At 39.5% G+C, this 5,414-nt stretch carries 11 protein-coding genes; 6 read left to right on the forward strand and 5 right to left on the reverse strand.

The genetic code is table 11. The annotated features are described in order from the left end of the window. The first annotated feature begins 483 nt into the window (after positions 1-483). From IM456_RS09395 to IM456_RS09410, 4 genes are all read left to right on the forward strand, one after another. On the forward strand, positions 484-627 hold the full coding sequence (locus IM456_RS09395; RefSeq protein WP_249267810.1) for a DUF5615 family PIN-like protein: 144 nt from the start codon (positions 484-486) through the stop codon (positions 625-627). 102 nt (positions 628-729) lie between these two features. After that, positions 730-1,056, forward strand: a complete 327-nt coding sequence (locus IM456_RS09400; protein ID WP_002797545.1) for a hypothetical protein — start codon at positions 730-732, stop codon at positions 1,054-1,056. Then, positions 1,041-1,274, forward strand: a complete 234-nt coding sequence (locus tag IM456_RS09405; RefSeq protein ID WP_002769319.1) for a DUF2283 domain-containing protein — start codon at positions 1,041-1,043, stop codon at positions 1,272-1,274. The genes IM456_RS09400 and IM456_RS09405 overlap by 16 nt, the downstream gene beginning before the upstream one ends. Before the next feature lie 354 nt (positions 1,275-1,628). Continuing rightward, positions 1,629-1,835 (forward strand): hypothetical protein, encoded by a 207-nt coding sequence (locus tag IM456_RS09410; protein ID WP_004163790.1) that lies wholly within the window; start codon positions 1,629-1,631, stop codon positions 1,833-1,835. Here IM456_RS09410 and IM456_RS09415 read toward each other — a convergent pair. From IM456_RS09415 to IM456_RS09425, 3 genes are all read right to left on the reverse strand, one after another. Then, positions 1,832-2,155 carry a type II toxin-antitoxin system PemK/MazF family toxin gene (locus IM456_RS09415; RefSeq protein WP_004163786.1) on the reverse strand — a complete coding sequence of 108 codons (324 nt, stop codon included), beginning with the start codon at positions 2,153-2,155 and terminating at the stop codon, positions 1,832-1,834. The genes IM456_RS09410 and IM456_RS09415 overlap by 4 nt on opposite strands. Beyond that, positions 2,130-2,333: a hypothetical protein gene (locus IM456_RS09420; protein ID WP_002797544.1), complete on the reverse strand. Its 204-nt coding sequence runs from the start codon at positions 2,331-2,333 to the stop codon at positions 2,130-2,132. Before IM456_RS09420 ends, IM456_RS09415 begins: the two co-directional genes overlap by 26 nt. A 93-nt stretch (positions 2,334-2,426) precedes the next feature. Further along, positions 2,427-2,552, reverse strand: coding sequence for a hypothetical protein (locus IM456_RS09425; RefSeq protein WP_287692702.1), 126 nt, complete (start codon positions 2,550-2,552; stop codon positions 2,427-2,429). 211 nt (positions 2,553-2,763) lie between these two features. Between IM456_RS09425 and IM456_RS09430 the strand changes: the two genes are divergently transcribed. Together IM456_RS09430 and IM456_RS09435 are read left to right on the forward strand one after the other, a co-directional pair. Continuing rightward, positions 2,764-3,081, forward strand: coding sequence for a DUF433 domain-containing protein (locus IM456_RS09430; protein ID WP_002769338.1), 318 nt, complete (start codon positions 2,764-2,766; stop codon positions 3,079-3,081). Next, a complete protein-coding gene (locus IM456_RS09435) occupies positions 3,071-3,403 on the forward strand; it encodes a DUF5615 family PIN-like protein (RefSeq protein WP_079205520.1) in 333 nt (110 codons plus the stop codon). The genes IM456_RS09430 and IM456_RS09435 overlap by 11 nt, the downstream gene beginning before the upstream one ends. Before the next feature lie 316 nt (positions 3,404-3,719). Here the strand turns inward: IM456_RS09435 and IM456_RS09440 are convergent, their stop codons facing one another. Next, positions 3,720-4,475, reverse strand: a complete 756-nt coding sequence (locus IM456_RS09440) for a hypothetical protein (protein WP_149988331.1) — start codon at positions 4,473-4,475, stop codon at positions 3,720-3,722. A gap of 131 nt (positions 4,476-4,606) precedes the next feature. Further along, entirely contained in the window at positions 4,607-5,131 is a 525-nt protein-coding gene (locus IM456_RS09445; RefSeq protein WP_172970566.1) for a DUF2589 domain-containing protein, read from the reverse strand. Positions 5,132-5,414 lie beyond the last annotated feature (283 nt).

Below are 5,414 nucleotides of genomic sequence, written 5' to 3' on the forward strand. Positions count from 1 at the left end.
ACCCTTATAGAAACAGACATTACCGCAATTTTTGTCAATTGTTTGCGATCTGGAACGAACTAATCAATTAAATCTCTTGCCAGATAAGGATTTAGTCGATTTATGCCCCCATATCGAACCATACCAAGTAACGAAGAGCCAGATTTTTGTTGACTTAATTTCATTTTAGCATTAAGTTTTCAAGGCAAATTGTTTTGAAAAACGCCCCTTATCAACCATCAACAATAAAACCGCGACCGCAAAATTTTCTAAATTTTGCAATACTAAAAAATACTTGCCTTAGTCATCAATGTTTTTGACGGGTTACAGTATGCTAAACCATCCTATGGGATCAGCGATCGCAATGAGAAGTGTTACAACTGCTTCACTCATAGCTTTAACTGATAGCTCGTAGACTATTTTCTATCCCTTGGGGTAACACGGCGATCGCTCTTTCAAAAACCAAAATAATTGCAGTTTTAAAGTTTAATTAACAAGAAGGCAGTGATCGCTCTGGATGAAGGTGTTTCTAAGGCGATCGCCAAAGGTTTAAGGATACGAGGGATTGATGTTAAAATGTCTTCAGAGGAAGGACTGATTGGGGCTTCTGATCAAGAGCAATTAGTTTATGCTTTGTCGCAAGGCTGAGTTGTTTTCACGTTTCATGTCTCTGATATTGGCAGCTGTGATCGCCAATGATTAAGTTTTGGTTTTTAAATTTAAGATCAGTTTTGGAGACATGAAGAAAATTTGACCAGGTCTTTTTTCTGTAGTTATTTAGAAGTAGAGGTTGAATTAACCGATGAGCGAGAACAGCATATTATTGTTCGCCATCCGGGGACATTACCCGATTATGAGGAGCAATTAGCCCAGACTTTAGCTGATCCAGATTTAATTCGTTCTAGCGATCACGATGAAAAGGCGTTGTTATTTTCTAAGTGGTTTTCAACGATTCGGACGGGACGATTTTTAATTGTGGTGGTGGTTTCCCAATCTAATCTTAGTCGTCATTGGATCGTGACTATATACACAGCCCGAAAAATTACAGGGGGAATAATGGTATGGAAAAAAATCTAACTTTTCGCTATGACCCGACGGGAGATATTCTTTATGTAGATGTCTGTTCTCCCTATGCAGATCAAGAGTCGGAGGAGATTGGGGATGAAATTGTCGCTCGTCTAAATCCGACTTCTGGGGAGATTGAGAATTTGGAGATTTTATTTTTCTCGAAACGCTGGAATCAATCCTTACCGTTACAATTGCCGATTGATGCTGCTTTTCGATTAGTGGGATAATTGAATCCTTTAGAAAAGTGAAGCAGTTATCAGCAGAAATACATCAGGATTGAACGAAAATTGAAACAATACGGATTAATGTCAGGATTTGATGGGTTAAAAACTTAACATTCTTTACAGGTGTATTTAGGTTGGGATGGAATTGACATTTCTTGGGTGTACCATGTTAGTCATTAGTGATCGCCAAAGGTTTAAGGATGCGAGGGATTGATGTTACAATGTCTTCAAAGGAAGGACTGATTGGGGCTTCTGATGAGGAATAGTTAGCTTATGCTTTATTGCAAAGATGATGGCGATCACTGATGCTTCTATGCGCTGTGCTAATATCTTCAATATTATAAGTGTTTTTGCTTTATGAAAAATCAGTTATTAAAATTAGCTTTTGAAGTAGAAATTGAAGAAGGGGAGCAACTCAATCTTCTCAGTTCTATTGTGCAAGGAATTGGTAAAGGGAAGTGGGTGATTACCATTCAGCCCAAAACCTTGGTTAGCGATCGCCTTCATTCTTCTTTTTTGAATAGTTATGCCCCAGAAGACGAAGGTTTATATGACGATTATTAAAGGCGGAGCCAATCTTTCAGCCCGTTTTCAATTAATTTCATCTGTGATTCCGATAGCATTCCAAGCTTTTTCACAAAATAGGGTGGAGGAACGGTTACAAAACCCTGAAGTAGGAAGGCACCTTTTCTTTTCAGAAAGGGAAGGTCGATCTGAATCTCATATTGGGAGCCTCTGATACTAGTTGTATGAGGAATCACACCAATCAAAGCTCGATCCTCATCTCCATAAGGTTCACTCACAACAAGAGCGGGGCGTACTTTTGCCGCTATCCCAAAATCAATCAACCAAACTTCGCTACGAACTGGCTTCGGATTCCCCATCTGCTTCCTCCTCTGCATCTAGACGAGCAAACGATTGAGCGGCAAAAAGAACTGCATCATCATTACTCCAATCACCATAGTCTCCAGTCGGACTCAGGCTGGCTGAAAGGAACTCAGATTTTTCTCTAGCTGAAAGTTTTTTGAACTGTCTAAGAAGTGTTACAACGGCTTCACTCATGGCTTCAACTGATCGCTTGTAGATTACTTTCTGTCCACTAGGTTAGCACGGCGCTCGCTCTTTCAAAAACCAAAACAATCGCGGTTTTAAAGTTTAATTAACCAGAAGCGGGCGATCGCACTGGATGAAAGGGTTTATCAGGTGATCGCCAATATCTTGCGGTAGTTCGGTGAAGCGGATTTGTCCATCCTGATAAATGCCTTCGATGGTTTTTAGCATGGTTTGCTGTTTGGTTGGTTTCCTTTTTAATTTTAACGGCTAATTTCAACGGACTGGCTCTGTAATTCCTGTCTGCTCAAAAGCTTGGCGATGATACAAGTATTCCTGATGCCGCAATAAAAGGCGCGTTAAGTAACACATCCGACACGAGCAGTGATCGCATTTTTAAGAAAAATGCTACAATCCATAGAAATAAATTAAATTAACGATTATGTCATCTTTAGTTTTTACACAACACATTGAAGTAACACCTGGTGTTTGTGGGGGCAAACCTCGTATTGCGGGTCACCGTATTAAAGTACGAGATATTGTCATCTGGCATGAAAAAATGGCAATGTCTCCTGATGAAATTGTTTATAATTACCCAACAATTACTTTAGCTGATGTTTATGCGGCTTTAGCGTATTACCATGATCATCGAGAAGAAATTCGCCAAGATATTGAAGCCAGCGAAAATTTTGCTAAACAGTTACAAGGGGATCAGCCTTCTTTGGTCGAAAAAATTTTAAAGGGGAATAATGGCCAATAAGCTGAAGTTTCATCTTGATGAAAGTGTCTCTAATGCGATCGCCAAAGGTTTAAGGATGAGAGGGATTGATATTACAACGTCTCCTGAAGAGGGATTAATTGGGGCTTCTGATAAAGAGCAATTAGCTTATGCTTTGTCGCAAGGCCGAGTTGTTTTCACTTTTGATGATGATTTTCTGGTTTTGTCTTCAATGGGATTGGAACATTGTGGTATTATTTATTCGCGTCAAGGTCAATCTATCGGAAAGATTATTAGCAATTTAGTTTTGATTTGGGAATGTTTAGACCCTGATTATATGTATAGAAATGTTGAGTTTTTATAAAAATCACAATTAAGAGAAAAAGGGCATATTGGGTAAGGCAGTTTACGGGATTGAATCTTTATGTTGTGATGATACCCATGACAATCCAGGCCGGTATGGGTTAGGTTTTAAACCGCAGGATTGGCGTTTTTCTAGGGTTCATCGGTTTATCATGGCTTTTTTCCGACCGACTGGGGAATGACAGAAATTCCCATTATTCCCGATAATATTGGCGATGGATAACGGTAGGATGGGTTATGGTAGTGTAGCGCATATAATAGACAAACTTATCGTAATTCAAAGCAAAAAGGCGCGTTAAGTAACGCATCCGCCACGATCAGTGATCGTACTTTTTGTTTGTGATATCTCCTCGTTGGTTAGCCTTCTGCACATAACTGTTAATATTCTTTTTTATATTTTTAATTTCTTGTTCTGTTTGCTTTATGCGTTTTACGAGATCTTCATTTTGTGATTTTTTTGCAAAGGATGTGACTTCTTGGATCAGATTGTCCAAAGATCTCTCGCCAGTTATCTCAGCCTTGCATTTCACACTCTTTGCTATGTAACTATCTGGTATTTGTGCGCCCCATTTTTCTTCGCTTACTTCAATCGTAACCTGGATGCCATATTTTAGTTTTGCTAGATTGTATTCATTGGAAAAGAGATTATTAACAACACTCTCATACAATTTTTCTAGTTTTTCTACTGCTTTCTTAATGTTGTTATCAAAGCTTGTCATAAATGTATTAGCCGTAGCGGTCAAAATTGTCAGATTCCTACCATCTTTGCCATCGCCACCAAAGTCTGCATTCAAAAGATGACCAGCCTTAAAAAAACACTGTTTATATTTACCTCTTGCTTTTTCAATTCCAGAAGGTAACTTAGAGTTCGCATCTGTTCCCATTCCGCTTAGGCTGTTTGGACCTAATATTGCTGTTGATTTTTTTCCACCAGCGTTTCTATTTCGCTCCCAAGTGTAGCATGGATCTTTAAAATATTTAGGTACTTGTTGTAACTGGTTTTTCTTTTGCCTTTTTGAACGTCTTGGCTCTGGTTTGGTTTCAGGGTTCTCTTCTCGTTGTCTTTTCATCATGATCTCGCTTTGATCTCAAAGATGTCGTCATAAAATTAGATCGGGCAGGATAGAAGCTACACTGCCCCGCTATTTTCTGCCTGCGGCGGTGACCATAATTCATTTTGAGATCACCGCTACTGACCTTATGATTATGTACTCGTCGGCAGTGGCGTGATGCAGCTTGCCATCACATCCATCAACCTTGCCATTCCCTCTGGCAATGGCTGTTGTTGAGCGTGCACATCCACTGTAAACGTCGCGGATTGGTCGGTTGTTCTCGTATTTGATTGCGATGTAGAAACAGAGCCTGAAAAAGTCGCCTTCCCCCATCCCCAGTCAGCTTCAGCCCCAACACTTGCTTTACTAGTCGTATTTGAAGTTGTCGTCAAAGTGCTATCAATCTTAACAGTCAAATTGATATCGACGGAATCAATCAGCAATGCTGGAATAGGGACAAGACCAAGTAAAGGGGCTTCTACCGTAAGTGTCTGTTTCTCCCACTGCTTGCTTACTGGGTTTTCATCAGGCCGTGTCAGTGTAAAAGTAATCAGACGAGTCTTGCCGTCTTTATCAAAACCTATCATGTCGATAAATTCCAACATTACCGTAGCGAGTGCCATGTTAGAACGTGCAGCGGCAATTAGTGGTGTCGATATCAAATACTCGATCGGCACCCCTTTTAGTTGATTGAAAAATTCGCCTGATGTTCCAGTATCATCAGCTGCTGGGGCTGCTGCTACTTCAGGTGAAATATTAGCTGATGATACTGTGCTAGAAACTAGACCTCTTGCATAATTTTTTTATGGTATAATGGAGGGTTTTGCTTTTTTCTCAATTCTTAGATTGAAGTGGAAAAAAGAATAAAATGTGATCTTAGGTCAGGAAATCATCTATAATTTTGCTATGTTTATTAGCAAAATTATGGATTATCAAAACTTATCAGATGAACAATTCAAA

This window comes from Microcystis sp. M079S1, assembly GCF_020246425.1.
Classification (GTDB): domain Bacteria; phylum Cyanobacteriota; class Cyanobacteriia; order Cyanobacteriales; family Microcystaceae; genus Microcystis; species Microcystis aeruginosa.

Excerpts from the sequence above, each read along its gene's own strand:
- IM456_RS09405 (WP_002769319.1), top strand. The coding sequence starts at position 1,041 with ATGGAAAAAAATCTAACTTTTCGCTATGACCCGACGGGAGATATTCTT.
- IM456_RS09410 (WP_004163790.1), top strand. The coding sequence starts at position 1,629 with ATGAAAAATCAGTTATTAAAATTAGCTTTTGAAGTAGAAATTGAAGAA.
- IM456_RS09415 (WP_004163786.1), bottom strand. The coding sequence starts at position 2,155 with ATGGGGAATCCGAAGCCAGTTCGTAGCGAAGTTTGGTTGATTGATTTT.
- IM456_RS09420 (WP_002797544.1), bottom strand. The coding sequence starts at position 2,333 with ATGAGTGAAGCCGTTGTAACACTTCTTAGACAGTTCAAAAAACTTTCA.
- IM456_RS09425 (WP_287692702.1), bottom strand. The coding sequence starts at position 2,552 with ATGCTAAAAACCATCGAAGGCATTTATCAGGATGGACAAATCCGCTTC.
- IM456_RS09430 (WP_002769338.1), top strand. The coding sequence starts at position 2,764 with ATGTCATCTTTAGTTTTTACACAACACATTGAAGTAACACCTGGTGTT.
- IM456_RS09435 (WP_079205520.1), top strand. The coding sequence starts at position 3,071 with ATGGCCAATAAGCTGAAGTTTCATCTTGATGAAAGTGTCTCTAATGCG.
- IM456_RS09440 (WP_149988331.1), bottom strand. The coding sequence starts at position 4,475 with ATGATGAAAAGACAACGAGAAGAGAACCCTGAAACCAAACCAGAGCCA.